The 24,619-nt window shown below is 68.0% G+C and carries 25 protein-coding genes; 20 read left to right on the top strand and 5 right to left on the bottom strand.

The window, feature by feature from the left end; all coding sequences use genetic code 11:
- Window positions 1–59 precede the first annotated feature (59 nt).
- The 17 genes from prmC to ACCO44_RS14395 all read left to right on the top strand — a co-directional run bounded on the left by prmC (window position 60) and on the right by ACCO44_RS14395 (window position 16,803).
- Window positions 60–920: a peptide chain release factor N(5)-glutamine methyltransferase gene (gene prmC, locus ACCO44_RS14475; RefSeq protein WP_372467072.1), complete on the top strand. Its 861-nt coding sequence runs from the start codon at window positions 60–62 to the stop codon at window positions 918–920.
- 52 nt (window positions 921–972) lie between these two features.
- Window positions 973–1,704 carry an L-threonylcarbamoyladenylate synthase gene (locus ACCO44_RS14470; RefSeq protein ID WP_372467071.1) on the top strand — a complete coding sequence of 244 codons (732 nt, stop codon included), beginning with the start codon at window positions 973–975 and terminating at the stop codon, window positions 1,702–1,704.
- Window positions 1,701–2,870, top strand: coding sequence for an MraY family glycosyltransferase (locus ACCO44_RS14465; protein ID WP_029261866.1), 1,170 nt, complete (start codon window positions 1,701–1,703; stop codon window positions 2,868–2,870). Before ACCO44_RS14470 ends, ACCO44_RS14465 begins: the two co-directional genes overlap by 4 nt.
- Window positions 2,870–3,388 (top strand): hypothetical protein, encoded by a 519-nt coding sequence (locus tag ACCO44_RS14460; RefSeq protein ID WP_029261865.1) that lies wholly within the window; start codon window positions 2,870–2,872, stop codon window positions 3,386–3,388. Before ACCO44_RS14465 ends, ACCO44_RS14460 begins: the two co-directional genes overlap by 1 nt.
- A gap of 209 nt (window positions 3,389–3,597) precedes the next feature.
- A complete protein-coding gene (gene atpB / locus ACCO44_RS14455; RefSeq protein WP_258134098.1) occupies window positions 3,598–4,317 on the top strand; it encodes a F0F1 ATP synthase subunit A in 720 nt (239 codons plus the stop codon).
- Between the two features lie 43 nt (window positions 4,318–4,360).
- Window positions 4,361–4,597 carry an ATP synthase F0 subunit C gene (gene atpE, locus ACCO44_RS14450; protein ID WP_017830994.1) on the top strand — a complete coding sequence of 79 codons (237 nt, stop codon included), beginning with the start codon at window positions 4,361–4,363 and terminating at the stop codon, window positions 4,595–4,597.
- Between the two features lie 27 nt (window positions 4,598–4,624).
- Window positions 4,625–5,179: a F0F1 ATP synthase subunit B gene (locus tag ACCO44_RS14445; RefSeq protein WP_029261863.1), complete on the top strand. Its 555-nt coding sequence runs from the start codon at window positions 4,625–4,627 to the stop codon at window positions 5,177–5,179.
- Entirely contained in the window at window positions 5,179–5,970 is a 792-nt protein-coding gene (locus ACCO44_RS14440) for a F0F1 ATP synthase subunit delta (RefSeq protein WP_029261862.1), read from the top strand. The genes ACCO44_RS14445 and ACCO44_RS14440 overlap by 1 nt, the downstream gene beginning before the upstream one ends.
- Window positions 5,971–6,017: 47 nt before the next feature.
- A complete protein-coding gene (gene atpA, locus ACCO44_RS14435; protein ID WP_029261861.1) occupies window positions 6,018–7,658 on the top strand; it encodes a F0F1 ATP synthase subunit alpha in 1,641 nt (546 codons plus the stop codon).
- Between the two features lie 19 nt (window positions 7,659–7,677).
- Entirely contained in the window at window positions 7,678–8,574 is an 897-nt protein-coding gene (locus ACCO44_RS14430) for a F0F1 ATP synthase subunit gamma (protein ID WP_029261860.1), read from the top strand.
- A 21-nt stretch (window positions 8,575–8,595) separates the two neighbouring features.
- Window positions 8,596–10,050 (top strand): F0F1 ATP synthase subunit beta, encoded by a 1,455-nt coding sequence (gene atpD / locus ACCO44_RS14425; protein ID WP_017830989.1) that lies wholly within the window; start codon window positions 8,596–8,598, stop codon window positions 10,048–10,050.
- Between the two features lie 2 nt (window positions 10,051–10,052).
- Window positions 10,053–10,313, top strand: coding sequence for a F0F1 ATP synthase subunit epsilon (locus ACCO44_RS14420; protein ID WP_017830988.1), 261 nt, complete (start codon window positions 10,053–10,055; stop codon window positions 10,311–10,313).
- 75 nt (window positions 10,314–10,388) lie between these two features.
- Window positions 10,389–11,135 (top strand): YaaA family protein, encoded by a 747-nt coding sequence (locus tag ACCO44_RS14415; protein ID WP_372467070.1) that lies wholly within the window; start codon window positions 10,389–10,391, stop codon window positions 11,133–11,135.
- Window positions 11,136–11,248: 113 nt separating this feature from the next.
- Entirely contained in the window at window positions 11,249–12,055 is an 807-nt protein-coding gene (locus tag ACCO44_RS14410; RefSeq protein ID WP_372467069.1) for a large exoprotein, read from the top strand.
- Between the two features lie 89 nt (window positions 12,056–12,144).
- Entirely contained in the window at window positions 12,145–13,128 is a 984-nt protein-coding gene (locus tag ACCO44_RS14405) for an aldo/keto reductase (RefSeq protein WP_262000764.1), read from the top strand.
- A gap of 81 nt (window positions 13,129–13,209) precedes the next feature.
- Window positions 13,210–14,007 (top strand): PP2C family serine/threonine-protein phosphatase, encoded by a 798-nt coding sequence (locus ACCO44_RS14400; RefSeq protein ID WP_262000765.1) that lies wholly within the window; start codon window positions 13,210–13,212, stop codon window positions 14,005–14,007.
- A gap of 57 nt (window positions 14,008–14,064) precedes the next feature.
- Entirely contained in the window at window positions 14,065–16,803 is a 2,739-nt protein-coding gene (locus ACCO44_RS14395) for an FtsK/SpoIIIE domain-containing protein (RefSeq protein WP_372467067.1), read from the top strand.
- 50 nt (window positions 16,804–16,853) lie between these two features.
- Here ACCO44_RS14395 and ACCO44_RS14390 read toward each other — a convergent pair whose 3' ends face one another.
- Entirely contained in the window at window positions 16,854–17,849 is a 996-nt protein-coding gene (locus ACCO44_RS14390) for an asparaginase (protein ID WP_372467066.1), read from the bottom strand.
- A 67-nt stretch (window positions 17,850–17,916) separates the two neighbouring features.
- Here ACCO44_RS14390 and ACCO44_RS14385 point away from each other — a divergent pair, with 67 nt between their 5' ends.
- On the top strand, window positions 17,917–18,408 hold the full coding sequence (locus ACCO44_RS14385) for an OsmC family protein (RefSeq protein WP_105709738.1): 492 nt from the start codon (window positions 17,917–17,919) through the stop codon (window positions 18,406–18,408).
- A gap of 18 nt (window positions 18,409–18,426) precedes the next feature.
- Here ACCO44_RS14385 and ACCO44_RS14380 read toward each other — a convergent pair whose 3' ends face one another.
- Window positions 18,427–19,227 (bottom strand): lysophospholipid acyltransferase family protein, encoded by an 801-nt coding sequence (locus tag ACCO44_RS14380; protein ID WP_372467064.1) that lies wholly within the window; start codon window positions 19,225–19,227, stop codon window positions 18,427–18,429.
- 123 nt (window positions 19,228–19,350) lie between these two features.
- Here ACCO44_RS14380 and ACCO44_RS14375 point away from each other — a divergent pair, with 123 nt between their 5' ends.
- Together ACCO44_RS14375 and dxr are read left to right on the top strand one after the other, a co-directional pair.
- Window positions 19,351–20,307, top strand: coding sequence for an FKBP-type peptidyl-prolyl cis-trans isomerase (locus ACCO44_RS14375; protein ID WP_105709739.1), 957 nt, complete (start codon window positions 19,351–19,353; stop codon window positions 20,305–20,307).
- Between the two features lie 37 nt (window positions 20,308–20,344).
- The gene (gene dxr, locus ACCO44_RS14370; protein WP_372467062.1) at window positions 20,345–21,427 is read left to right on the top strand and encodes a 1-deoxy-D-xylulose-5-phosphate reductoisomerase; all 1,083 of its coding nucleotides are present in this window, start codon (window positions 20,345–20,347) and stop codon (window positions 21,425–21,427) included.
- 39 nt (window positions 21,428–21,466) lie between these two features.
- On the opposite strand, the gene ACCO44_RS14365 is transcribed toward dxr, so the two are convergent.
- The 3 genes from ACCO44_RS14365 to ACCO44_RS14355 all read right to left on the bottom strand — a co-directional run bounded on the left by ACCO44_RS14365 (window position 21,467) and on the right by ACCO44_RS14355 (window position 24,566).
- Entirely contained in the window at window positions 21,467–23,089 is a 1,623-nt protein-coding gene (locus tag ACCO44_RS14365) for a Mur ligase family protein (RefSeq protein WP_372467060.1), read from the bottom strand.
- 93 nt (window positions 23,090–23,182) lie between these two features.
- Entirely contained in the window at window positions 23,183–23,857 is a 675-nt protein-coding gene (locus ACCO44_RS14360; protein WP_372467058.1) for a YcnI family protein, read from the bottom strand.
- 124 nt (window positions 23,858–23,981) lie between these two features.
- Window positions 23,982–24,566, bottom strand: coding sequence for a hypothetical protein (locus ACCO44_RS14355; RefSeq protein ID WP_372467056.1), 585 nt, complete (start codon window positions 24,564–24,566; stop codon window positions 23,982–23,984).
- Window positions 24,567–24,619: the final 53 nt, after the last annotated feature.

Below are 24,619 nucleotides of genomic sequence, written 5' to 3'. Positions count from 1 at the left end.
GGGGAGGGCCCTGTGGGCGGGGGCATTGTGACAGCCGTGCGCGCTCTACGCTGGAACCCATGTCCGACACCTCTCTCGCGGCGCTCGTCCGTGCCGCTGCTCAGCGCCTGGCCGACGTCGGCGTCCCCGATCCTCTGGTCGACGCGGAGCTGCTCGCGGGCCATGTGCTCGGTCGGCGACGCGGCGAGGTGCAGGCCGCGGTCATCCGCGGCGACGACGTCGACGACGAGACGGCGGGCGCCCTGGAGGCTCTGGTGACGCGCCGAGCAGCGCGCGAGCCGCTGCAGCACATCACCGGGACCGCCCCCTTCCGCCACCTCGAGCTGGCGGTGGGGCCCGGTGTGTTCGTCCCGCGGCCGGAGACCGAGACGGTGGTGCAGTATGCGATCGATGCGCTGCTGAACTCCGCGGAGCCCGAGCCGATCGGCGTGGACCTCGGCACCGGCAGCGGTGCGATCGCTCTAGCGATGGCGACGGAGGTGCCGCACGCCCGTGTCTTCGCCGCCGAGCTGTCCGAGGAGGCGCACGCGTGGGCCAGCCGGAACGTCGCCGGCGTCGACAACCTGACGCTCGTGCTGTCCGATCTGGGGGAGGCTTTCCCCGAACTCGACGGCACGGCATCGGTCGTCATCTCGAACCCGCCCTATGTGCCGGACGCCGCGATCCCGCGGGATCCGGAGGTGCGACTCTTCGACCCCGCGATGGCGCTGTACGGGGGAGAGGACGGTCTGGACATCGTGCGAGTGCTCAGTTCTCGGGCGCTCGCACTCCTGCACCCCGGTGGTCTTCTCGTCATCGAGCACGGCGAGCTGCAGGGGGAATCGATCAGGGACATCCTCGCCGCGGATGGCTGGCGCGCTCCGGCGACGCATCGCGACCTCACCCTGCGGGACCGCACCACCACGGCGCTCAGGCCCTGATCAGCTCCCTCTGAGCATCTGCAGCCCCCGCGCCGCATAGAATCGAACCGTCATGTCAACCATCTTCGACTGCCGCGATGACTCGCAGCTGCTCGCCGGCATGCGCCATGCGCGCCAGGCGATCGGCCGCGGCGAACTCATCGTGATGCCCACAGACACCGTGTACGGCGTCGCTGCCGACGCCTTCTCCCCGACCGCCGTCCAGCGGCTGCTCGATGCGAAGGGGCGCGGCCGTGATCAGCCGCCGCCCGTTCTGATCGGCACGAAGGAGACGCTCGCAGCCCTGGCCGAGTCCGTCCCGGAGCCTGTCGAACGTCTCATCGAGGCGTTCTGGCCCGGCGGTCTCACGATCGTGCTCCCCGCCCAGCCCTCTCTGGTGTGGGATCTCGGGGAGACGCTCGGGACGGTCGCGGTGCGGATGCCGGAGGGGCGCGTGGCACTGGAGCTGCTGGCCGAGACCGGACCGCTCGCCGTGTCCAGCGCCAATCTCACCGGCCAGCCCGCCGCCATCTCGGCCTCGGACGCGGAGCAGATGCTGGGCGACAGCGTCGCCGTGTACCTCGCCGATGGTCTGAGCAAGGACGGCATCGCGTCCACCATCGTCGACGCCACGTCTCTGGTCCGTCGGAGTGCGGATGCCGAGCCCGGCACTGTTCGCATCCTCCGAGACGGTGCGGTGACGCGCGAGCAGCTGCAGGAGGTGCTCGGCGATCTGCTCGAACCGGAGGAGCCGCAGGACGCGGAGCATGTGCATGCGGAGGAGCCGCAGGACGCGGATTCGTGAAGCAGTATCTCGCCACGGTCATCCTCACGGCAGCGATCACGTTCGCGCTGACCTGGGCGGTCTGGCGACTCAGCCTCCGGTTCAAGCTGTACCCCGGCATCCGCGAGCGCGACGTGCACACCACGCCCACGCCCCGCCTCGGCGGTGTGGCGATCTTTCTCGGCATCGCCGCCGCCTTCGGGTTCTCGGCGATCAATCCGTTCTTCCAGAGCATCTGGATCCCCCCGCAGACGATGTGGTCGATCCTGGGCGCCTCGCTGCTGATCGCGATCATCGGCGTGGTGGACGATCTCTGGGACATCGACTGGATGATCAAGCTCGGCGCGCAGTTCCTGGCCGCCGGGCTCATCACCGTGGGCGGCGGGCTGCAGATCCTGTCGCTGCCGTTCGGGGACCTCATCGTGGTCTCCAGCTGGCTGAGCATCACGATCACCATGTTCGCGATCGTCATCGTGATGAACGCGGTGAACTTCATCGACGGACTCGACGGGCTGGTCGCCGGGGTGTGTCTCATCTCGAACGGCGTGTTCTTCGCGTATTCCTACATCTTCACGCGTGACTCCGGAGCTTCGAGCTACTTCAACCTCTCCACGTTCCTCGCCGCGGTCCTGATCGGTGCCTGCCTCGGATTCCTGCCGCTGAACTGGAGCCCGGCGAAGCTGTTCATGGGGGATTCGGGCGCACTGGTCATCGGTCTGCTGATGGCGACGTCGGCGATCTCCATCACCGGTCAGATGGACCCGTCGGCATTGGACCCCGAGCGTCTCGGCCGCTCGCAGCTGATCGGTGCGTTCCTCCCGATCCTGCTGCCGCTGCTGGTGGTGCTGCTGCCGCTGCTCGACTTCGGTCTGGCGGTGCTCCGACGCATGAGCGCCGGCCGGTCGCCGTTCTCACCCGATCGCAAGCACCTGCATCACCGGATGCTGGATCTCGGCCACCGCGACCGCGACGCTGTCCTCATCTTCTACGCATGGACGGCCGTCATCTCGCTCGCCGTCCTGCTGATGTACGTCGGTGCACGGGAGGACTGGCCCGGCCAGTACCTTCCCGGCGTCGGCTTCGGCGTCGTGGGCATCGCCGCCTGCCTCGTCGTCACCCTGAGCCCCACCCGCCGCAGGAAGAGCGCAGCGGCCGCCGACACCGACCCGACACCCGTGGAGTCCTGATGAGCCCGAGCCCCGTTTCCAGCACGCCGATCCTGCGTCGCACCCTCATCTGGTCGGCGGTCGCCACCGCGGTACTCGCGATCGTCGCGGGCGGTGTCGGCTATGCCGTCGCCGGGGGAGAGGGACTCGTCAGCGGGCTGCTGGGCGTGCTGCTGGCCGCCGTGTTCCTGGCGATCACCGGCATCAGCATCCTCATCGCCAACCGTTGGTACGGCGACCCGATCTACGTGCAGCTGTTCTTCGCCATCGTCCTGGGTGGTTGGCTCCTCAAGCTCGGACTGTTCGTCGTCGCGATGATCCTGCTCGCGGGTCAGCCGTGGCTGGAGCCGATGGTGTTCTTCCTCTCGATCGTGGCCGGCGTGCTGATGTCGCTCGCGATCGATGTGATCGTGCTCACCCGTATGCGACTGCCGAACGTGAGCGACACCACGCTGCCGACCGAGGTGCCCGAGGACCGCGCCCCCGGCAACGCGAATCACATCGACGAAGGACCCGTCGACGGCGGCCCGCGGTCTTAGGGGACCCTCAGATTCTGATACTGTTGAAACGTGCCCGCCGCTCGCCCGCGAGCGCTTGCGCTGATTGCACACCGACCATCGTCGCCCCGGTTTAGACCGGTGCCCCGAAGCTGGAGCCCGCGCTGTTTAATCTTGCTGCGACCCTGACCCCCCGACTTGCCTCCGACGGCGAGTTCCACGGCCCTTCGATCGACGATTTCTTTCCGGAGATCCTCTTCCACGTAGGCCCGATCCCCGTCAACCGGATCCACCTGGTCCAGTTGCTCGCGGTGATCGCCGTGGTTCTCATCCTCTGGCTCGGCACCCGCCGCATGAAGGTCGTCCCCGGACGCTTCCAGAGCCTGGTGGAGATGGGGCTCGGCTTCGTTCGAACCAACGTCGCCCACGACATGCTCGGTCGCAAGGACGGCGATCGCTTCCTGCCGATCCTCACCACCATCTTCTTCATGGTGCTGTTCATGAACATCACGGGAATCATCCCGTTCCTGAACATGCCGGGAACGGCGATCGTCGCGGTGCCGCTGACGCTCGCCGTGGTCAGCTACGTGACCTTCATCTACGCGGGAATCAAGCGCCACGGCCTCAAGTTCTTCAAGAACTCCCTGTTCCCGCAGGGCGTGCCGGTCGCCGCGATGCCGATCGTCGCGATCATCGAGCTCATCTCGACGTTCATCCTGCGTCCGGTCACGTTGACGCTGCGTCTTCTCATGAACCTCGTCGTGGGGCACATGATCCTGGTCCTCGCGTTCTCCGCGACCCAGTTCTTCTTCTTCACCGCAGGCGGCGGCTGGGCCGCGCTCGGTGTCGGAACCCTCGCCTTCGGCGGCGCCTTCACTCTCTTCGAGATCCTGGTCGCCGTCCTCCAGGCATACGTCTTCACCGTCCTCACCGCGGTCTACATCCAGCTCGCGGTCGCAGAAGAGCACTGAGCGGGCAGGCATCAGCCTTCCCACCCAACGAAAGGAAAACCCCGTGGACGCTACTACGGTTCTCGCTGAAATCAACGGTCACCTCGGAGCTGTCGGCTACGGCCTCGCAGCCATCGGCCCGGCCATCGGCGTCGGCATCGTCGTCGGCAAGACCATCGAGGGCGTCGCCCGTCAGCCCGAGCTGGCCGGTCGTCTCCAGGTCCTCATGTGGATCGGTATCGCCTTCACCGAGGCGCTTGCGTTCGTCGGCATCGCCGTCGCATTCATCCCCTTCCCGTAATCCTCACCGACTTCTGAAGGAGACAGGATGCTGAACGCTCTTGTCACGAACCTCGCAGCAGAGGGTGAGCCGAACAACCCCCTCATCCCTGCCTGGTACGACATCATCTGGTCGGGCCTCTGGTTCATCGTCATCCTCATCGTGGTCTGGAAGGTCGCCCTTCCCCGGCTCACGAAGATGCTCGACGAGCGGTCCGCCGCCATCGAGGGCAACATCGCCAAGGCCGACGAGGCGCAGAAGCAGGCGGAGGCGGCACTCGAGGAGTACACGCGTCAGCTCGCTGAGGCGCGTACCGAGGCCGGAGAGATCCGCGAGGCCGCCCGTGAGGACGGCAAGAAGATCGTCGCCGAGGCGAAGGATGCCGCGTCCACCGAGGCCGCACGCATCACCGCCACCGCGCACACGCAGATCGAGGCCGAGCGGCAGACCGCTCTCGTCTCGCTGCGCAGCGAGGTCGGAACGCTCGCCATCGACCTCGCCGGCGGCGTGGTCGGCGAGACGCTCTCCGACGACGCCCGTGCGACGGCTGTCGTCGACCGCTTCCTCGCCGACCTCGAGGCATCCGAGAAGGCGGCTCAGTAATGGGCAGCGCGACCACTCAGGCACTCGCGGCATCCATCCAGACGCTTGCCGCAGCGAAGGGCGTCACTCTCGACACCGCACGGGAGCTCCTCGCTGCCGCGCGTGCCGTGAGCGGGTCGTCTCAGCTGAGCGGCGCGCTTGCTGATCCCTCTGCTCCCGCCGCGGCACGACAGAACGTCGTCGCCGCGGTGTTCGGCGGGTTCTCCGCAGACGCTCAGAGCGTTCTGAAGACGGTCGTCGCGGAGCGCTGGTCCAACGCGGGTGAGCTCGTCGACGGTGTCGAGGAGCTCGCGATCCGCGCTGCTGCGATCGCCGAGCCGGGCGCGGACATCGAGGGGGAGCTCTTCAGCTTCTCCCGCGTGATCGCCGCCAACCCCGAGCTCGAACTCGCCCTGGGCAGCCGCCTCGGCGGAGAAGACGCCAAGGCTGCGCTCGTCGAGCGCCTCCTGGCCGAAGGCTCCACGAGCGCTGCGTCGACGCTGATCATCACGTCGCTCGTGCGTCAGCCGCGTGAGCGCCGCGTGCGGCGACTGCTGAACCGGGCGATGAGCATCGTCTCCAGCCAGCGCGGTCGCGTGGTCGCCACGGTGCACACCGCGGCTCCGCTCACCGATGCGCAGCGAGCACGTCTCAGTGACTCGCTGTCTCGTCGCTACGACGGCCAGGTGTCCCTCAACGTCGTCATCGACCCTGCCGTGGTCGGAGGTCTGCGTGTGCAGATCGCCGATGACGTCATCGACGGCAGCATCTCCGCACGACTCGCAGACCTTCGCCAGAAGCTTGCGGGCTAACACGACTTCGCGCGGGGAACCGCGCACCCAGATACAAAGGGAAGACAATGGCAGAACTATCGATCAGCCCCGACGTCATCCGTGACGCGCTGAAGGACTTCGCCGCAGCATACGAGCCCTCCGGGGCCGGGGCGACGGAGGTCGGCACCGTCATCGACGCCGCAGACGGCATCGCGCACGTCGAGGGACTTCCCGGCGTCATGGCGAACGAGCTCGTCATCTTCGCCGACGGCACCAAGGGACTCGCACAGAGCCTGAACGAGCACGAGATCGGTGTCGTCGTCCTCGGCGAGTTCACCGGTGTCGAGGCCGGCCAGGAAGTCACCCGCACGGGCGAGGTCCTCTCGGTCCCGGTCGGCGACGGCTACCTCGGCCGCGTGGTCGACCCGCTCGGTACCCCGATCGACGGCCTCGGCGCCATCGAGACCGAGAGCGTCCGCGCTCTCGAGCTGCAGGCGCCCGGCGTCATGCAGCGTAAGTCGGTGCACGAGCCGATGCAGACCGGCATCAAGGCGATCGACGCGATGATCCCCGTCGGCCGTGGCCAGCGTCAGCTGATCATCGGCGACCGCCAGACCGGCAAGACGGCCATCGCGATCGACACGATCATCAACCAGAAGGCCAACTGGGAGTCGGGCGACGTCAACAAGCAGGTCCGCTGCATCTACGTCGCCATCGGCCAGAAGGGCTCGACCATCGCTTCGGTGAAGGGCGCGCTCGAAGAGGCCGGAGCCCTGGAGTACACCACGATCGTGGCGGCTCCGGCATCCGACCCCGCCGGCTTCAAGTACCTCGCCCCCTACACGGGTTCGGCCATCGGTCAGCACTGGATGTACGGCGGCAAGCACGTCCTCATCATCTTCGATGACCTGTCGAAGCAGGCCGAGGCCTACCGTGCCGTGTCTCTGCTCCTTCGCCGTCCGCCGGGCCGCGAGGCATACCCGGGTGACGTCTTCTACCTGCACTCGCGCCTGCTCGAGCGTTGCGCGAAGCTGTCCGACGAGCTCGGCGCGGGTTCGATGACGGGTCTCCCGATCATCGAGACCAAGGCCAACGACGTCTCGGCATACATCCCGACCAACGTGATCTCGATCACCGACGGCCAGATCTTCCTCCAGTCCGACCTCTTCAACGCCAACCAGCGTCCGGCGGTCGACGTGGGTATCTCGGTCTCGCGAGTCGGTGGTGACGCCCAGGTCAAGTCGATCAAGAAGGTCTCCGGAACGCTGAAGCTGGAGCTCGCGCAGTACCGCTCCCTCGAGGCGTTCGCGATGTTCGCGTCCGACCTCGACGCGGCTTCGCGTCGTCAGCTCTCCCGCGGTGCGCGTCTGACCGAGCTGCTCAAGCAGCCGCAGTACTCCCCGTACCCCGTCGAGGAGCAGGTCGTCTCGATCTGGGCCGGAACGAACGGCAAGCTCGACACGATCGAAGTCTCGGATGTCCTGCGCTTCGAGCGCGAACTCCTGGACTACCTGCGTCGCAACACCAAGGTTCTCGAGACGCTCCGCGACACCAACGTCCTCGATGACGCCACGGTCGCCGAGCTCGAGAAGCAGACGGATGCCTTCATCCTGGAGTTCCAGGGTGGCAAGGGCGCCAGCATCGGCGCTCCCGGCCACGAGGAGCACGCTGCAGCCGAGGCTGAGGACGTCAACCAGGAGAAGATCGTCAAGGGTCGTCGCGCGTAACCGCGTGAGGTATTGACATATGGGCGCTCAACTCAGGGTCTACAAGCAGAAGATCTCTTCTGCTCAGACGACCAAGAAGATCACGAAGGCGATGGAACTCATCGCGGCTTCGCGCATCCAGAAGGCGATGGCACGCGTCAAGGCGTCCACACCCTTCGCGCGAGCCGTGACGAGGGCCGTGTCTGCCGTCGCGACGCACTCGAACGTGGATCACCCGCTGACCCGCGAGTCCGAGAACATCACCCGCTCCGCGGTCGTGATCTTCTCGTCGGACCGCGGTCTCGCCGGAGCCTTCAACTCGCAGATCCTCCGTGAGGGTCTCGAGGTGGCGGAGCTCCTGCGCGAGCAGGGCAAGGAGCCGGTCTTCTACCTCATCGGTCGCAAGGCCGTCGGATACTTCCAGTTCCGACGCCTCGCTGCCGCTGCGGAGTGGACCGGCGACACCGATACCCCGTCGTTCCACACCGCGGAGGAGATCTCCGCGACGCTGCTCGATTCCTTCTCCCGCGGGGGACAGGACGGCGGCGTCGACGAGATCCACCTCGTGTACAACCGTTTCGTCAGCATGATGACGCAGTCGCCCGAGTCCGTACGCCTGCTCCCGCTGGAGATCACGGAAGCCGATGAGTCGGAAGCAGGTAACACCGTTTACCCGCTGTACGAGTTCGAGCCGGATGCCGAGACCGTTCTCGATGCGATCCTGCCGGTGTACATCCAGAGCCGCGTCTTCAACGCTCTCCTGCAGTCGTCTGCTGCCAAGCAGGCCGCGACGCAGAAGGCGATGAAGTCGGCCAGCGACAACGCCGACAAGCTCATCACCGACTACACCCGCCTGCGCAACAACGCGCGCCAGGCGGAGATCACGCAGCAGATCGCCGAGATCGTCGGCGGCGCCGACGCCCTCTCGAGCAAATAGACCATCAGGAAAGAGACGAAAATGACCCTCACCGCTCCGGCTGACCAGCCGGCGACCGCGGTCGTCGGGCGCGTCGCACGCGTCAACGGTCCGGTTGTCGACATCGAGTTCCCTCATGACTCGATCCCCGACATCTACAACGCGCTGAAGACCACGATCGCGATGGGCGAAGAGTCCACCGAGATCACGCTCGAGGTCGCACAGCACCTCGGCGACGACCTCGTCCGCGCCATCGCCCTGAACCCGACCGACGGCATCGTCCGCGGCCAGGAAGTCCGCGACACGGGCGAGGCCATCTCGGTCCCCGTCGGCGACGTGACCAAGGGCAAGGTGTTCAACGTCATCGGCGAGGTGCTCAACCTCGAGCCCGGTGAGACGATCGAGGTCACCGAGCGCTGGCCCATCCACCGCAAGGCGCCGAACTTCGACCAGCTCGAGTCCAAGACTCAGATGTTCGAGACCGGCATCAAGTCGATCGACCTCCTCACCCCGTACGTGCTGGGTGGAAAGATCGGCCTGTTCGGTGGTGCCGGTGTCGGCAAGACCGTCCTCATCCAGGAGATGATCCAGCGCGTCGCGCAGGACCACGGTGGTGTGTCTGTGTTCGCCGGTGTCGGTGAGCGCACCCGTGAGGGCAACGACCTCATCCACGAGATGGAAGAGGCGGGCGTCTTCGACAAGACCGCCCTGGTGTTCGGCCAGATGGACGAGCCGCCGGGAACGCGTCTGCGCGTCGCCCTGTCGGCCCTGACGATGGCGGAGTACTTCCGTGACGTGCAGAAGCAGGATGTGCTGCTCTTCATCGACAACATCTTCCGCTTCACGCAGGCCGGTTCCGAGGTCTCCACGCTGCTGGGCCGCATGCCCTCCGCCGTGGGTTACCAGCCGAACCTCGCCGACGAGATGGGTGTGCTCCAGGAGCGCATCACCTCGACGCGTGGTCACTCGATCACCTCACTGCAGGCGATCTACGTGCCGGCCGATGACTACACCGACCCGGCACCGGCGACGACGTTCGCCCACCTCGACGCGACGACCGAGCTCTCTCGTGAGATCGCCTCGAAGGGTCTGTACCCGGCCATCGACCCGCTGACCTCGACGTCGCGCATCATGGACCCCCGCTACTTGGGCGAGGACCACTACCGCGTCGCCACGACGGTCAAGCAGATCCTCCAGAAGAACAAGGAACTGCAGGAGATCATCGCCATCCTCGGTGTCGACGAGCTCTCCGAGGAAGACAAGATCGTCGTGTCGCGTGCACGTCGCATCCAGCAGTTCCTCTCGCAGAACACCTACATGGCGAAGAAGTTCACCGGTGTCGAGGGTTCGACCGTCCCGCTCAAGGAGACCATCGAGTCCTTCGATGCGATCACGCGCGGTGACTTCGACCACGTCGCCGAGCAGGCCTTCTTCAACGTCGGTGGCATCTCCGACGTCGAAGAGCAGTGGGCGAAGATCCAGAAGGAGAACGGCTGACCATGGCGCTCCACGTCAGCCTCGTCTCCGCGGATGCGGAGGTCTGGACGGGAGAGGCGAGCCTCGTGGTCGCCAAGACCGTCGAGGGCGAGATCGGCTTCATGACCGGCCATGAGCCGGTGCTGGCCATCCTCGCTGAGGGCCAGGTCCGCATCACGCAGTCGGATGGCACGAAGGTGCTGGCCAACGCGCAGGACGGGTTCCTCTCCATGGAGGGCGACACCCTGACGATCGTGGCCGGCAACGCGGCTCTCATCGCCTAGCATTTCCGTTTCGACGCGTCCGCCTCGGTGCCCCTCGGGTCCCGAGGCGGACGCGTCTGCATTCACCGAGGTTTCATGAAGATCCTGCTTCCGCCGTCGGAGACGAAGCGCGAGGGCGGTCATGATGTCCCGCTCGACATCGCCTCCCTCTCGCTGCCGTCGCTGAGTGCGCATCGATCCGCCGTGCTGGATGCCCTCGTCGACCTCGCAGCCGACGACGAGGTCTCGCGACGCGTGCTCAAGTTGAGCGAGCGCCAGATGGGCGAGATCGCGCACAACCGGCGGCTGCGGACGGCGCCCACGATGCCCGCGATCGATCGATACACGGGCGTGCTCTTCGATGCGCTCGATGCACGGGGTCTCACCGCAGCGTCGCGTCGGTGGTTGGGGGAGCACGTCTGGATCCACAGTGCACCTCTCGGTCCCGTCGGTGCGCTGGACGCGGTGCCGACCTATCGCCTGGCCGCCGGGACTTCGCTGCCGCGCTTCCCTGCGTTGCGGAAGCACTGGGCGGAAGCCACGTCAGCGGCGATCGCGGAGGCGTCACCGTCCTGCGTGCTCGATCTGCGCAGTGAGGCGTATGTGGCGCTGGGGCCTGTGCCCGACACTGTGCCCTCCGCCTATGTCCGCGTCGTCACTGAGCACGGCCGGGCGCTGAACCACTTCAACAAGAAGTCCAAGGGGTTGCTCGTGCGTGCCCTCGCCGAAGATCGGCCCCGTGTGGCTTCCCTCCGCTCCCTCCGGCGCTGGGCCGAGAGCCGAGGCGTCGTGCTGCGTGACACGGAGCAACCGGGTGTTCTGGAGCTCGTCGTCCACGAGTGACCGCGCAAGTCCGCGCATGACCGCTTCCGCGTGGGTCTTTGCTCGCCTGTGGTCTCCCCGCTATGGTTGTCACGCGGCGCGACCCGTGCCGAATATTGGATCCGGAGGGGACCATGTACGACTATTACGACACAGGCTCGTTGGCCGTTTTCGGCATCCTGATCGTCTTCGGCTTCATCTTCGCGATAGCGGGGTACGTCCTCTCGTCGCTGTTCCTGATGAAGATCTTCGAGAAGGCCGGAGTCGAGGGTAAGTGGCGAGCATGGGTGCCCGTCTACAACGCCATGATCCTGGCGAAGCTCGGCGATGTGTCGCCGTGGGTGATGCTCGGTGCCATCGTGATCAACATCATTCCGATCCTGAACTACATCTCGTGGATCGCCTATGTCGCGGTCATCGTGATCGTCGCCTGGCGCGTGGGTCTCAAGCTGCAGAAGGATGCCGTCTGGATCCTCCTGGGCCTGATCCCCGGTATCGGTGCCTTGATCTGGCTCGGCATCAACGCTTTCGACAAGTCGCGCTGGAACCCGAACATCGTTCCCGCGCCCTGGGCGAACAACGGATTCCTCGGTGACAACACGGTGTGGCAGGGCATCCCGGTTCAGCCCAAGCCCGCCGCCGCTGCTCCCGGATACGGCGCACCGCAGGGGTACGCCCCTCCGGCACCGCAGGGGTACGCCCCTCCGGCACCGCAGGGCTACGCCCCGCCCGCTCAGCCCGGCTACGCTCCGCCTGCAGGGCCTGCTGCTCCGGCCACGGGTGCGCCCGTCCCGCCGGTGCCGCCCACCACCCCGCCGGCACCTCCGGCGGCACCGCCGACCACTCCGCCCGCGCCGCCCACTGCACCGCCTGCGGCTCCGCCGGCACCGCCCGCTGCTCCGCCGGCACCGCCGAGCGATCCCACTCAGCCTCCGGCGTGATCATCTGACACAGAGCCCTCGACTTCGGTCGGGGGCTCTGTGCTGTCCTGGCTGGTCACCGTTCCGACACGCCCGCTAACGTGGAGGGCATGGTCTTGTCTCAGCGCCGAGTGGGCGCTTCCGGTCTTCTCGTGTCATCCACCGGCCTCGGCTGCAACAACTTCGGTCGAGCGGGGACGGTGACCGAGACGCTCTCCGGCACGAGAGAGGTGATCGATGCGGCACTCGCCAACGGCATCACGTTCTTCGACACCGCTGACATGTACGGTGCGGTGGCCGGCGCGAGTGAGGCGCTGATGGGTGAAGCCCTCGAGGGGCGTCGAGACCGTGTGGTGCTGGCCACGAAGTTCGGCCAGGAACGGGACATGGGCTACGAGTTCCCCGCGGCCCGTGGTTCTCGCCGCTACGTCCGGCGGGCGGTGGAGGAGTCGCTGCGGCGGCTTCGAACCGACTGGATCGACCTGTACCAGCTGCATCTGCCGGACCCGGAGACGCCGATCGCCGAGACGACGGACGCCCTCGACGAGCTCGTGCGTGAAGGCAAGATCCGCTACTACGGGCACTCGAATTTCACCGGATGGCAGATCGCCGAAGCGGAGTTCACGTCCCGCGCGCGATCTTCGGGCAGATTCATCTCCGCACAGAACCACTACTCCCTGCTCGCGCGCGCGGCCGAACGCGAGGTGCTGCCGGCCGTGGAGAGATACGCCCTGGGCTTCTTCCCGTACTTCCCGCTGCACAACGGACTCCTCACGGGCAAGTTCACGCGCGACGGGGGACCGGCCTCGAGCCGCATCATGTCCACGCGTCGCCATGTCTGGGAGAACGCGCCCTGGGATGCCATCGACACCTTCCGCGACTTCTGCGACGAGCGCGGCATAACGATGTTGGAGGCTTCCTTCGGTTGGCTTCTCTCGCGGCCGGCGGTCTCCAGCGTCATAGCCGGTGCGACGACACCCGAGCAGGTCGAAGCGAACGCGGCAGCGGGTGATTCGTGGCGTCCGAGTGTCGAAGACGAGAAGATCATCGACGAGCTGTTCCCTCTGCCGGCCGACCCGGGCGCCCGGGTGTGATCGCGGTGCGGGGGAGTTCTACTACGATGTGTGAGTATCCTGCGGACGCCCGACCCGTCGCAGATCCATCGGAGGCAGCACGTGGCTGAGACGAAGACGCATCGCGTCACGGTTGCGCAGCGCGCATTGCTGCTGTCCTGGGCAGGGGTCACCGATCTCGGTCGTCGTCGAGAGACGAATCAGGATGCGTTCCTGGCGGAGTTCCCCCTGTTCGTCGTCGCGGACGGCATGGGCGGCCACGCGGGTGGAGAGATCGCGAGCCGCAGCACGGTAGAGCGGCTTCAAGCCGTCGTCTCCGCGGGCGATGTCAACGGTCCTGCGATCGAGAAAGCGCTCGAACAGGCGGTGGGCGACATCGCCGACCACCCCGAAACGACCGACGAGGGCACCGGTACCACTCTCACCGGCGTCTTCTTCGCGATCACGGGCGATCACGCCCAGTGGGTGGCCCTGAACATCGGGGATTCCCGTGTCTACCTTCTTCGCGATGACCGCCTCGTCCAGGTCACGACAGATCATTCGGTCGTGCAGGAGCTGATCACGGCGGGCAAGCTCAGTCCAGAGGAGGCCGAAGGGCACCCGTACAGCAACGTGATCACGAGGGCGGTGGGTGCGAGCGAGCTCACGGCGCCGGACTACGTGACGATCGACGTGCGCGCCGGCGATCGATTCGTCATCTGCTCCGACGGGCTCACCAAGGAGCTCACCGATTACGGGATCCAGCACTTCCTCAGGGAGCACCGCGACCCGGGCCACAGTGTGGACGCCATGCTCGCCGCGGCGTTGGAGAATGGCGGGCGTGACAACGTGACACTCATCATCGTGCAGGTTGAAGACGAGGACGACTCGTCCTCCCCAATCGAAGACACGACGGAGTAGCCGCGGGGCGCTGTGGACAGCGCCGTTCTCCGGAAGGGCATGCGATCCACTGGACGCATGGAACCCCTCCCGATCGTGCTCCCGTCGGCCCCGTTGCCGTTGCGCCGTGCTCCACTCCCTTTCATGGCGGCGATCGTCCCGATAGCCGCAGGGGTCGTGCTCTGGCTGATCACCGGATCCGTGTTCGCGCTGTGCTTCGCCGCGCTGGGACCGTTGATGATCGTGGCATCGTTCGCGGACGCGGCGCGCAACCGGCGACGTGAACGTCGGCGCGACGCTGCGCAGTCCGAGCAGGACTGGGCGGCGGCCGAGGCCGAACTCGTACTCCGCCACCGGGAGGAGCGTGAGACCCGGTGGCTCCGCCACCCCGATACCGCGGCGAGTCTCCTGCAGACTCCCCTCCGTGGAGCGGAGTCGCCGGATAGCGCAACCGCCCTCGTGGTGGGGGCCGGGAGTGCGCCGAGCGGAATCCGGTGCAGCGGGGGCGAAGACGGTCGTGGTCGTGGGTTCCGCGACCGTTGCGGAGTGCTCGACGACGCCCCCATCGTCGTGCCGCTGGGCGGAGGAGTGTGTCTGCGCGGCGCGCGGCCGGTGATCGCCGCCGCGGCGCGCGCGCTCCTGCTGCAACTGAGTCTTCGCTTCAGCGCGGCGCAGCTGTCGCTCGTGGGCGCTGAACTCCGCGAGTGCGGGCTGGACGCGCTGCCGCATGCGCGGCGCGCGCGCAGGGGTGGCTTCCGTGTCGGGATCGGATCGGGCGACGCGATCCGGATGGATGCCGATGCCGTGGTCTGGTTGGCGCCGGCCGACGCCGAGGTTCCGGCGGGGATCACGACGGTGATCGACATCATCGAACCAGGACGTGCCCGGCTGCGCACCCCTCAGGGCACCGCCGTCGTCTCCGTCGAGTGCGTCTCACTCGCACAAGCAGGGATCATCGCTCGCGAGCATGCGTCGGCGGCCGGCGAGATCGATGTGCTTCCCGACTCCGTCGTTCTGCACGAGCTGGAGCAGCCACGCCCAGGCGACGGTCTGGCTGCCGCCATCGGTCGGAACGAGCACGGACAGCTGGTCGTCGACATCGTCGAAGACGGTCCTCACGCCATCGTGACGGGAACGACGGGCACCGGCAAGAGCGAGCTTCTGGTCAGCTGGGTCACCGCCATCTCCGCGGTCTACGGGCCGGACCGAGTGACGTTCGTGCTCGCGGACTTCAAAGGGGGGACCGCATTCGAGCCGTTGCGCGGGTTGCGGCAGGTCGCAGCGGTCATCACGGATCTCGATGAGGGCGGCGCCCGGCGAGGCGTCTCCAGTCTGACCGCCGAGCTTCGCCGCCGGGAAGGCGTTCTCGCCGAAGCCGGTGCTCGGGACGTTCGAGAGGTGGGGATGCCACGGTTGGTCATCGTCGTCGATGAATTCGCGGCGCTGCTGGCGGAGCATCCCGACCTGGGGGCTGTCTTCACCGACGTCGCCGCACGGGGGCGGGCGCTGGGCATGCACCTCATCCTCGGCACACAACGCGCTGCCGGAGTCGTGAGGGATGCGCTGGCGGCCAACTGTCCGCTCCGAGTCAGTCTGCGGGTCGGGGATGCCGCGGACAGCAGGCTCATGATCGGAACGGACGCCGCGGCGGAACTCCCCGGCGGCGCGGAAGCGCGGGGTCTCGCTCTCGTTCGCCGTCCGGCCGAACCCGAGCCGTCGGCGATCCGCATCGCGCTGACGAGTCCCGCGGATCTGCGAGCGGTGGGGCTGCAGTGGGCGGCGGCCGATCCGCCCCGCAGCCCGTGGCTCGCCGCGCTTCCCACACGGATCCCGCTCGCGGACCTCGTCGCTTCTGCCGCGCTGGGTCCGGATGCCATCGTGCTCGGGCGAGCCGACGAACCCGCCCGCCAAGCCCAGCCACTCGAGCTTTTGCGCTGTGGGCAGGATCGAGGAATCGTGCTGCTGGGGGCGCCGCGGTCGGGCCGCTCCACCGCCTTGCGGGCCCTGGCTGCGCAGTGGCCTGATGCTGCGTGGGTGCCGAACGACCCAGAGGCGGCGTGGGACCTCCTCACGGCGTGGGTGTTGGGGAGTGAACGGATGCCGTCGCTCGTCCTCGGCGACGACATCGACGGGGTGCTCTCGACTCTTCCCCCCGAGTACGGTCAGCAATACACGCAACGGTGGGAGCAGCTTCTCCGCGGCCGCGGGGAGACGACCTTCGTGCTGGCGGCGACAAGGGCGGCGGGCCCGCTGGGACGACTGATCGATGCTCTGCCGCGACGAGCGCTGCTTCGGATGCCGAGCCGAGTGGAGCATCTCGCGGCCGGGGGAGAGGCCTCGTCATACATCCGCGACCGCTCTCCCGGCCGTGCCCACATCGGCGATCGCGAGGTGCAGCTGGCATGGGTCCCGGAAGGCGCGGGGGTTCCCCCTGCCCTCGTCACACCTCCGGCCTGGGCGCCGTCGTGCGCGATCACCGCCGTCGTGACCGCCGGAGCTGCTTCGGTCGTAGAGATGCTGCGTGCGGCGCATCCGGGGTGCGAGGTCATCGCTGCCGGGGCGGAGCCGACACAGCGCGACCGTCCCTGCCTCGTCGTGGGGGACGCGGAGGTGTGGCAGCGCAACTGGCCGTTGTGGCAGCGCATCCGAGGGGAGGGCGAAGTGCTGATCCGTGCCGAGCAGCAGTCCGATCTCCGTCAGCTCGCGGGCGTGCGGGAACTCCCGCCGTACGCGCGCACCCACGCCGGCCGAGCCTGGTCCGTCCGTGGTGCCGGAGCGCCGCGTCGCGTCGTCCTTCCTGCACTGTCGCCGCGATGAGCAGTGAGAGTCTCGGCTGGGCTCGGCTCGGCTCGGTAATGACGGGTGCGTCAGATACCGGCGCCGGGACGGATCGCGCCGACGATCGAGCCGCCGCCCGAAACGGTGAGGGGAAGCGCCTCCGCCAGCATGGCGACCTCGGCGCTGCTCAGGCCCCCTGCGCGCTCGAGGAGCGTCGCTGCCACGATCGTCGAAGCGCGCGTCGCGCCGTCCAGCATCTTCAGCGCGACGGTCGTGCCGTTCGGGGCGACCATCACCATGACGCCCTCGGCTCCGTGTTTGGTGAAGACTCCGAGCTTCTCGATCGCGATCGTGTCGGGGCGGCCGGGCCCTTCGATCGTCCAGGGACTCTCCCGTACCGCTCGCACCAGCGAACCGGCGACGCGATGAAGGGCGAAGGGCGAGCGGTCGGAGGCGGTGCCGATGCGGTGGATGCCTCGCGCGAGGGCGGTGAGGGTCATCGCGTGGACAGGGGCTCCGCACCCGTCGATCGCCGTGTGGGCGACCTTCTCGCCTGTGAGACGCTCGACGACATCGCGAATGTGCACCTGCAGCGGATGTGACGGGTCGAGATAGCCGGTGGTCGGCCAACCGGTCGCCACGCACGCACGCAGCATCGCGGCATGCTTTCCGGAGCAGTTCATCCGCACGCGCGTCGGCTCACCGTGCTCGCGGACGAGGTCATCGCGCGTCGCCGAATCACTCGGCCAGGACGCCGGGCACGCCAGGTCGTCCTCGGTCAGCCCGCCTTCGGTGAGGATGTCGCGAACGACGGAGGCGTGCCGGTCGGTACCGACATGGCTCGCCGTGGAGATCGCGAGCTGTTCGCCCTCGAGCACCGCACCTGCCGTGATGCAGGCCACCGCCTGCAGGGGCTTGAGGCTCGAGCGGGGCAGGACCAACGCGTCGGGGTTGCCGTGGCGGGCGACGATGTCACCATCGGAAGAGAGCACGATCGCTGCGCCGGCGTGACGCGATTCGACGAATCCACTCCGTTCGACGACGGCGAGTTCCACGGAATCCTGAACGGTGAGAGTCTCCAGCACCCGTCAACTCTAGCGCCGGGCACGCCATCGCTCACCTCGGGTCGGTGGCCCCTGGCAGACTGAGGACATGGCAGAGTCGACCCCCCGCGCCCTCGGCGAACATCACTACGCGCTCACCTCGGTCTGGACCGGAAACACCGGCACCGGGACGTCCGGCTACCGGGACTACCGCCGCGAAGTCACCATCGAAGTCGACGGCAAGCCGGAGCTGCTCGCATCGGCGGACAAGCCGTTCCGCGGCGATCCCTCGCGGTGGAATCCGGAAGACCTCCTGCTCGCCTCGCTCTCGGAGTGCCACCTGCTCTCGTACCTGCACGCGTGCGTGACGGCCGGCGTGGTCGTCGTCTCCTACCGCGACGACGCGAGCGGGATGATGCGCGAAGACGGCAAGGGCGGTGGGGCGTTCGTCGAGGTGATGCTGCGGCCCGAGGTCGTCGTCGCGGACGCATCGATGATCGAGGCGGCCGAGCGCGCCCACGCGCAGGCGAACGAATGGTGCTTCATCGCCAACTCGATGAACTTCCCGGTGCGCCACGAGGCGACCGTCCGCGCCGAGTGAGTCAGCGCGGCACGGGCGTCAACGGCGCTCGTGCGGCAGGGCCTGCTTGATCTTCTCGATCGTGCCCTGCGCAGGAGCCTCGTTGTAGGCTCCGGCGAGTTCCTGACCGGACAGACCGTGGATGGCTGCCATGATCTCGTCGGTCGCCAGGCGACGCGCACGCCCGCTGGTCGCAGGTCCGTGCGGCGATAGATCCAGCGGCTCGCCGAACCGGACCGTGATGCGCTCCTTGAGCGTCGGCATCTTCGCCCCGACCGGCATCACCTTGTCCGTCCCGATCAGCCCGACCGGCACGACGGGGGCGCCCGTCTGGAGCGCGAGGAACGCGACCCCGGTACGCCCCTTGTAGAGGCGGCCGTCGGTGGAGCGCGTGCCCTCCGGGTAGAGCGCGACGGCGAGTCCCTCGTCGAGGAGCTGACGCTGCAGCTCGAGAGCATCCAGAGCCGCTTGGCCGGCACCGCGGCGCACAGGGATGGCACCGATCGACTCGAAGAAGGTCTTGCTCATCCAGCCCTGGAAGCCGGTGCCTTCGAAGTAGGTCGACTTCGCGAGGAAGTGCACGGGCCGGGGTGCGGCGACCGGGATCGCGATCGAGTCGATGAATGACAGGTGGTTGCTGGCGAAGATGACGGGCCCGGTCAGCGGAACGTTCTCGCGGCCCTCGATCTTCGGCCGGTACACGAGCCGCGCCAGCGGAGTGATGAGACTGCGTCCGAGGGTGTAGGCGAACCCGGCGTGACGGGGCTTGGCAGTCTCATCTGACGACGAGGATTCCTCTTGTGACGAGGATTCGGGCTCGACGGACTGCTCAGAGGTCATCAGAGCAGGTTACTCCCGGATCCATGCCGGCGTGGGAATGAAGAGTCGCGCCGTGCCTCCCAGCGGGGGCAAAGGGCTATACGGCAGGATGGAGGTTCCCACCCGCGATCCCGAGGTCTCACTGTGCGCAAGCGTCCGCTCATCGTTCTGTCCACCGTCGCCGCGGCGACTCTGCTGCTCGCAGGCTGCTCCGGCAGTTCCGCGCCGTCGAGCTCCGGTACGCCGAGCCCGACCGCGTCGAGTGCGTGCGCGCTGGACGCGCAGCCGGGGAAGACCTCCGATGCCGTGGTCGTCGAGGGCAAGGGAGCGGACACGAAGGTCACGGTCCCGGCCGATGCCGCGTTCGAGGGCGTCGAACGGACGGTCGTCTCCGCCGGCGATGGTGACGATGTCTTCGTCAACGACCTGGTCTCGGTCGAGTACCAGATCGTCGATGCGACGACGAACAAGGTGCTGGACTCATCCGCCCGTGGTGAGGGGGGCGTGCTGCCTGTTCTTCTCGACACCAATCAGTCCTCGCTCTTCGTCGCCGCGCTCGAGTGCGAGCCGGTCGGCTCGCGCATAGTGCTCGCCCTTCCCGGCAGCGCTCTCGGCGAGGGCGCGAGCAGCGTGGTCGTGTACGCCGAGGCTGTCGAGCAGCTCCCCGAGGTGGCGACCGGCAAGGACGTCGACCCGACCCCGGGCATGCCGACCGTCAAGCTCGATGACAATGGCAAGCCCTCCGTCAAGATCCCCGACGGAGATGCACCGACCGAGACGAAGGTCGCCGTCCTCAAGCAGGGCGACGGACCCACGGTCGGCTCCGGCGACCTCGTGGTCGTGCAGTACCTCGGCGTCAAGTGGTCGGACGGCAAGGAGTTCGACTCCAGCTGGAGCCGCGACGCCGCCCCGACGCAGTTCCAGACCACGGGTGTGGTCGCGGGCTTCCAGAAGGCGCTCGAGGGACAGAAGGTCGGGTCTCAGGTCGTCGTCGTGATGCCGCCGTCGGACGGCTACGGCGCCAGCGAGGGACACGAGCTCCAGAAGGAGAGCCTCGTCTTCGTCGTCGACATCCTCGCCACCACGCCTGTCCAGCAGTAGCCACGGCGGCGACGAGGACGTGTCCTAGGCTGGCGTCATGCGTCGCATCATCGTCCTCGGCTCCACCGGCTCCATCGGCACCCAGGCGTTGGATGTCATCCGCGCCAATCCTCGTCGGTTCGAACTGGTCGGCCTCGCCGCCGGCTCGAACGCCGAGATGCTGGGTGAGCAGGCCGCGCAGTTCCAGGTCGAGGACACGGCGCTCGGTGCGGACGAGGCCGAGCAACTCGTCCGCGATGTCGAGGCCGATGTCGTGCTCAACGCCATCACCGGCTCGATCGGACTCGGCTCGACTCTCGCGGCGCTGAAGGCAGGCCGCACGCTGGCCCTGGCGAACAAGGAGTCGTTGATCGTCGGCGGGGACCTGGTTCTCGCCGCCGCCGCGCCCGGACAGATCGTCCCGGTGGACTCCGAGCACTCGGCGCTGGCGCAGGCCCTGCTCGCCGGCACTCACGCCGAGGTGCGCCGGCTCGTCGTGACGGCATCCGGCGGTCCGTTCCGTGGTCGCACGCGTGCAGAGCTGTCCGATGTGACCCCCGCGGAGGCCCTCGCGCACCCGACATGGGACATGGGCCGCATGGTCACGACGAATTCGGCCACTCTCGTGAACAAGGGGCTCGAAGTCATCGAGGCGCACCTCCTGTTCGATGTCGCCTACGACGACATCGAGGTGGTCGTGCATCCGCAGTCCATCGTGCACTCGATGGTCGAGTTCATCGACGGCTCCACGATCGCCCAGGCCTCACCGCCCGACATGCGTCTCCCGATCTCGCTCGGGCTGGATTGGCCGCACCGCGTCGGAGGGGTCGGACGACCGCTCGATTGGACCACGGCGTCGTCGTGGACGTTCGAACCGCTCGACGGCGAGGCCTTCCCCTCGGTCGCACTCGCGAAGGCCGTCGGTCGTGCGGGCGGTACTTTCCCCGCTGTCTACAACGCGGCGAACGAGCAGGCTGTCGACGCCTTCCACGAAGGTCGACTGTCGTTCCTCGGCATCGTCGACACGATCGCGCGCGTCGTCGACGCCCATGACGCACCCGACGTGCTCACCGTGGAGACGCTCGCCGCAGCCGAGGCCTGGGCGCGCGCGACCGCGGACCGGATGATCGCGGCCAGCTGAGCCGAACCCGGAGCGACGTCTGCCGCCCCGGCTCCCGGGTCAGTCCTCGTCGGCGTAGGGAACGGGCCAGCGGGGTTCAGGAACCGGCCAGCCTGCGGCGCGCAGAGCCCTGCGTGCCAGCTCGCGCGCCGAGTACGGCGTGCGTACCCCGCGGATGTCGCGGTAGTCCTGGTGGCCCGGGCCTGCCCAGAGGATCGCGTCGCCGTCGCCCACGAGCGCGACCGCGGTGATGATCGCGTTCTCGGGCGGCGAGGCCTCGTGGATCTCGGCATCCGGTCGTGCCTTGCGTGCACCTTCGATCAGCGTCGCCCGGATGGAGGCCGGATCCTCGAAGCGCGGGTGATGGTCGGTGACGACGAGGATGTCACTGCCCTCGACCGCGGTGCGCGCCATGTCGAACCGCTTGCTCGCATCACGGTCGCCGTCAGCGCCGAAGAGCATCAGCACCTTGCCCGGTGTCACGCGGCGCACGGCGGCGAGCGTCTTCTCGAACGCGTCGGGGGAGTGGCCGAAATCGACGAACACCGCAGGCCCGCGTTCCCCGGACACCAGCTGGGTGCGGCCGGGGAGATAGGCGCGGATGCCTTCATCGCGGGAGAGAGCATCGACGATGCGCTGCCAGTCGTAGCCGCCCTCGAGGAGCATCACGATCGCGAGCGCGGCGTTCGCGGCCATGTGCGGGCCGATCACCGGGACCGTGGTCGTGAGGGAGCCTGCCGGGCCGGTCATCGTGAAAGTGGTACCCGCCGCACGCTCATCGTCGATGACGACGACCCAGTCCGCGGCGGCCGCCGCCTCGGGGTCGGCGGCGATCGAGGGCGTCCCCACCGTCACGACGGGGATCTCGGAGCGGTCGACCACGATCGCGCCGGACGGCGAATCGAGGCAGATGACGCCGCGCTTGGCGCGGTCCGGCCGGAAGAGCGGGAGCTTCGCCTCGAAGTACTCCTCCATGTCGGCGTAGTCGTCGAGGTGGTCGTGGCTGAGGTTGGTGAAGCCGGCGACGTCGAATCGGATGCCGTCGACACGGTGGCGCGACAGAGCCTGAGCGCTGACCTCGACCGCCACGGCCTCGACCTGGCGCTCGCGCATCAGCGCCAGGAGTGCGTGCATCTCGGAGGCCTCGGGCGTCGTCAGCCGCGAGACGATGACTTCGCCGGCGATGTGACGTTCGGCGGTCGAAGAGAGCCCGGTGACGACACCGATCTGGTCGAGGATGCCCTCGAGCAGGTGGGAGACGCTGGTCTTCCCGTTCGTTCCCGTCGTGGCGAAGAGCAGCGGAAGCGGATCATCTGCGCCGGTGCCGTACACCCAGGCGCTCAGGTCGCCGAGCACCGCTCTCGGGTCGTCGACCACGAGGATCGGCAGCCCCGCGGATCCGGCGATCGCAGCGCCGGGCTCGTCCGTGATGACGGCGACGGCGCCCTTCTCGGCCGCGGCGGCGGCGAAATCCGCACCGTGCCTGTTGACGCCCCGGATCGCGACGAAGGCCTCGCCCGGACGAAGGTCCGCAGTGGCGAGTGTGATGCCGGAGAGGGCGATCCCGTCGATGTCACCGCGCACACTGCGGGCGAAACGGGAAGCGAGTTCGGACAGCTCACGCCGGGGCGGGTTCGCGGGGCGGAGCACGGGAGGCAGGCTCGGTTGTTGTTCAATCGACATGTCGGATCCATGATCTCACGACGGCACGGTGAACACCTCTGCGGCACGACTCCTTGCGCGCCCGCGTGGGGGAGCGCAAGGAGTCGGACGGCGTCAGGCGCGGCGGCGGTAGGCGAGGACGGCGACGATCAGTGCGGCGATCCCGGCGACGAGTCCGCCGGCTCCGAGCGCGATCCCCAGCGGATCGGTCGTCGTCGTCGCTGCCTCGTCTGCCGATCCGGCGGACCCATGATCACCGTGCCCGTCGGTCGCGGCGTCGGTGACGGAGACCACCGGTGCCGGTGCGTCCAGGCTGTGGGGGTCCTCACCCTTCTCGGCGAGCTGGGTCCACTCGGTCGCGCCGTCGACGCACTCCTGCACGACGGGGAAGGCCAGTGTCTCCGGGGTGCTCTCGTCGAGCCCCACGGACATGCTCACCGCTCCACGGAGGTCGGTGGGAACGGGCGTCAGCGCGGTGTAGGTGACTGCGCTCACGAGGCCGTCGTCACCGCGCTCGACCTCGATGTTCCAGTCGCCGTCCATCGTCGGCGCCACAGAAGCGAGTCCGTCCGGCATCGTGATGCGGAGGGCCGTGGTGGGGGAGTTGTCGCATCCGTGCGAGAACGAGAAGGTGAGTACGCCATGGTCTCCGGCGGCGAGTTCATCGGGGCTGACGCCGACGTGCGCGCCCGCCATCGTCGGGACGGCGAGGGCGAGGACGGCACCACTGAGGATGCCGGCGGTGGCGAGGGCTGCGCGGTGGGTGCGGGTACGGGTGGTACGGGACATGAAGAATCTCCTGGTGCTCGAAAAGCTGATGCTCGAAAAAGCGGGCGCGCGACGACGGCGCACCCGGCGAGGGGGTTGTTCCGCCTGGACAGCGGCCGACTCCGGTGCGACGGATCCGTGTGGATCAGTCGCGGATGAGCGCAGGAGGCCCGCGACGGGGCACAGCAGCCGCGACGGCGGCATCGAACGAAGGCAGGAGAGTGGAGCGCAGGCGGGGCGGTCGGCGGTGTTGAGCGGGCGCGCCTGCGGCGGCGCGCCGGAACATCGCCTCGACCCACCGCACGATGCTCCCCAAGAGCGTCTCCCCGTGCCAGACCAGCAGAGTGGTGAGCACGGCGGCGGCGAGGTGCGCGAGCAGCATCGTCGTGCTGAGGGATGTCTCCGATGTCGCGGGCCCGAGCAGATCGAGATTCAGGTGGTGGGTGTGGCCGACGCCGCCGAGCGTGTCGGCGCCGGTCGGCGATCCGAGTGCCTGGAACAGCATATGAAACGCGGCCTGCGCCACGAAGACAGCGGATGCCACGCGACCGCGTGACTGTCTGGTCCCCACGAGCAGGGCCGAGAACGGTGTGAGCAGGGTCGCGACCGCGAGGATCAGCAGCGGATGCGGTGCGGCACCGCCACCGAACGTGTGCGAGAGCGCGGCGAGCAGTGTCGCGACGGATGAGACGGCGGCGGCGCGTACGAGTCGCAGCTGCCGGGCATTCACGGTTCCACCCTAGCCGCGCCCGCGTCGTCGGGCGGATTCCTAGCTGGGGGCAG

Source organism: Microbacterium maritypicum, from assembly GCF_041529975.1.
In the GTDB taxonomy this organism is placed as follows: domain Bacteria; phylum Actinomycetota; class Actinomycetes; order Actinomycetales; family Microbacteriaceae; genus Microbacterium.
The sequence above is the reverse complement of the archived record's forward strand: the minus strand, read 5'-3'. Positions and strand labels throughout refer to the sequence as shown.

Excerpts from the sequence above, each read along its gene's own strand:
- ACCO44_RS14460 (WP_029261865.1), top strand. The coding sequence starts at position 2,870 with ATGAGCCCGAGCCCCGTTTCCAGCACGCCGATCCTGCGTCGCACCCTC.
- ACCO44_RS14470 (WP_372467071.1), top strand. The coding sequence starts at position 973 with ATGTCAACCATCTTCGACTGCCGCGATGACTCGCAGCTGCTCGCCGGC.
- ACCO44_RS14380 (WP_372467064.1), bottom strand. The coding sequence starts at position 19,227 with ATGACCTCTGAGCAGTCCGTCGAGCCCGAATCCTCGTCACAAGAGGAA.
- ACCO44_RS14430 (WP_029261860.1), top strand. The coding sequence starts at position 7,678 with ATGGGCGCTCAACTCAGGGTCTACAAGCAGAAGATCTCTTCTGCTCAG.
- ACCO44_RS14410 (WP_372467069.1), top strand. The coding sequence starts at position 11,249 with ATGTACGACTATTACGACACAGGCTCGTTGGCCGTTTTCGGCATCCTG.
- ACCO44_RS14360 (WP_372467058.1), bottom strand. The coding sequence starts at position 23,857 with ATGTCCCGTACCACCCGTACCCGCACCCACCGCGCAGCCCTCGCCACC.
- dxr (WP_372467062.1), top strand. The coding sequence starts at position 20,345 with ATGCGTCGCATCATCGTCCTCGGCTCCACCGGCTCCATCGGCACCCAG.
- ACCO44_RS14440 (WP_029261862.1), top strand. The coding sequence starts at position 5,179 with ATGGGCAGCGCGACCACTCAGGCACTCGCGGCATCCATCCAGACGCTT.
- prmC (WP_372467072.1), top strand. The coding sequence starts at position 60 with ATGTCCGACACCTCTCTCGCGGCGCTCGTCCGTGCCGCTGCTCAGCGC.
- ACCO44_RS14445 (WP_029261863.1), top strand. The coding sequence starts at position 4,625 with ATGCTGAACGCTCTTGTCACGAACCTCGCAGCAGAGGGTGAGCCGAAC.
- atpA (WP_029261861.1), top strand. The coding sequence starts at position 6,018 with ATGGCAGAACTATCGATCAGCCCCGACGTCATCCGTGACGCGCTGAAG.
- ACCO44_RS14415 (WP_372467070.1), top strand. The coding sequence starts at position 10,389 with ATGAAGATCCTGCTTCCGCCGTCGGAGACGAAGCGCGAGGGCGGTCAT.
- ACCO44_RS14365 (WP_372467060.1), bottom strand. The coding sequence starts at position 23,089 with ATGTCGATTGAACAACAACCGAGCCTGCCTCCCGTGCTCCGCCCCGCG.
- ACCO44_RS14385 (WP_105709738.1), top strand. The coding sequence starts at position 17,917 with ATGGCAGAGTCGACCCCCCGCGCCCTCGGCGAACATCACTACGCGCTC.
- ACCO44_RS14405 (WP_262000764.1), top strand. The coding sequence starts at position 12,145 with ATGGTCTTGTCTCAGCGCCGAGTGGGCGCTTCCGGTCTTCTCGTGTCA.
- atpD (WP_017830989.1), top strand. The coding sequence starts at position 8,596 with ATGACCCTCACCGCTCCGGCTGACCAGCCGGCGACCGCGGTCGTCGGG.
- ACCO44_RS14395 (WP_372467067.1), top strand. The coding sequence starts at position 14,065 with ATGGAACCCCTCCCGATCGTGCTCCCGTCGGCCCCGTTGCCGTTGCGC.
- ACCO44_RS14420 (WP_017830988.1), top strand. The coding sequence starts at position 10,053 with ATGGCGCTCCACGTCAGCCTCGTCTCCGCGGATGCGGAGGTCTGGACG.